This is a genomic window from Bacillus sp. JJ722, assembly GCF_036963345.1.
Classification (GTDB): domain Bacteria; phylum Bacillota; class Bacilli; order Bacillales; family DSM-1321; genus Bacillus_AD.
In genome coordinates this window covers 724-2,431 of record NZ_JBALMO010000416.1, presented here as the reverse complement: position 1 = coordinate 2,431, position 1,708 = coordinate 724, and the positions used below count along the sequence as shown (strand labels likewise).

The following is a 1,708-nucleotide window of genomic DNA, read 5'->3' as shown; positions in this document are numbered from 1 at the left end:
TCTGTCTAATCCTGCGCTTTCCCAAGAAATATTTCCAGCCTTTAATTATAAATGGGGGCTAAAATACTAATAAGGCATCGACTCAAAAGCTAGTCGGCGTATAATTTTCAACTTCAAGAAAGGAAATTGATAATATTTCTCTGTAAATCGCAAAGTATTCATACCATCGTAAATACTATTTGAAAGTTAGATATGTCCCACCTGCGTCTTACAAAAATGTAAGACACTTGTCATCTAATTAGATATGTAAAAATAATTATTTCCACTAAAATATATTTAAAATAATGAAATGGATTTAAAGGAGGAAATTATGAAGTTTGATCTTAAATCATTTCTAGCTGGTATGTTTCTTAGTTGGGTAATTACGATTTCAGTTGTACAGCTTTTTAATTAACATCGTAATTGTATGAATGCCTAACTTACATAGCTCTTAGAGATATCATTAACTATTTATTAGGTTCTTTAAGAGCTTCTTTATTTTAATGAACTAACTCTACTTTAGCCATTTTTTCATCTCCTAATGAAATTTCAATTTTATCATTTATGTAAAATTAGTTTTAAGAACTAAAAAAATTTAATGATACAAGTTCTTTGCCTATTCCACAAATACCCAAATAGCATAAATTATAAAAGATTGTAATACCCATTAAACTATTTAAAAGATAGGAGTGGTACTTTGTACAACCAACATATTAACTATCATCGACCCCAACAGCCAAGTCCACATTTAACACCACATTCAAACCTTGGACAACAAACGCTTAATATAATACACCCTGCTATAAGTCATGGGTTAAAAGAAGCACAACACCTGGGTTTTCAACATGCTTTAACAGAAGCAGTTGCTATCGGTTACCTAATGGGAAGAGGTTATGATTATCATACTGCTTGGAAAACTGTTGAATCATGGTGGAGACCACCAGGAACTCCATTGCCTACTCCGTATTAAAATCGCAACCAGCTCTTTGAATAAAAACCTCGTAATTATTCAAAGAGCTGGTTTCATAACTTATATCCAACAAAATTAGTACAATTCTAATTGATACCCTACTTTTATTGAGAATTATCTTTGACACACTTAAATGATCTCAAAGACATCGTAAAATGCCCCAATTAATTAATCCAGAAACCTTGATAATTCTATCTCCCCGAATAATCAAGTACACCTCAATAATAACCTTACCATATTGGATGAAATTCACTGCAATTAACGTTTAAATTCTCAATGAAAAGTATTTTATTTAGCTATAAATCTTGTAACCTTTTTAATTTGATCCATTCTAATAATAGGAGTTACACCTTGAATCCATTCTTCATTAAATTCTCCATGCCATTCTTTATCAGCATTGCGCAAATAATCAAAGTCAAAAATTTTCTGCCATGTTTCTTCTATTAAATAATCATCCTCATTTGCTAAATAATCATTCCATTCTTCTTCGTTATCAACTATCGGTGAATTATTTAGTATACAATGCCAAGAATCAAAATCTGACCATAAAATATCTTCGTCCTGTATATCAAGAGTTAACATGACACCCTTTGTTCCTTTTTTAAATAAACATTGTTCATTCCGACTGACGTTTCTTTTCCAAACCCAGACTGGATATGTTGAGCCATCATAATTAGGAAACTTTTCTTTCATCTGCTCCATCATCCATTTGTAATGATCTTTTAAGTACTTATCTGCAAATTTTTCACTACCTTGATA

General features: G+C 31.0%; 2 protein-coding genes. One reads left to right on the top strand and one right to left on the bottom strand.

Features of this window, described 5'->3' with window-relative positions; all coding sequences use genetic code 11:
- The first annotated feature begins 676 nt into the window (after nt 1-676).
- Nucleotides 677-949 (top strand): hypothetical protein, encoded by a 273-nt coding sequence (locus tag V7014_RS26975; protein ID WP_335512183.1) that lies wholly within the window; start codon nt 677-679, stop codon nt 947-949.
- Between the two features lie 288 nt (nt 950-1,237).
- Here V7014_RS26975 and V7014_RS26970 read toward each other — a convergent pair.
- On the bottom strand, nt 1,238-1,708 hold a 471-nt coding region (locus V7014_RS26970; protein ID WP_335512181.1), incomplete at its 5' end, for a DUF3841 domain-containing protein.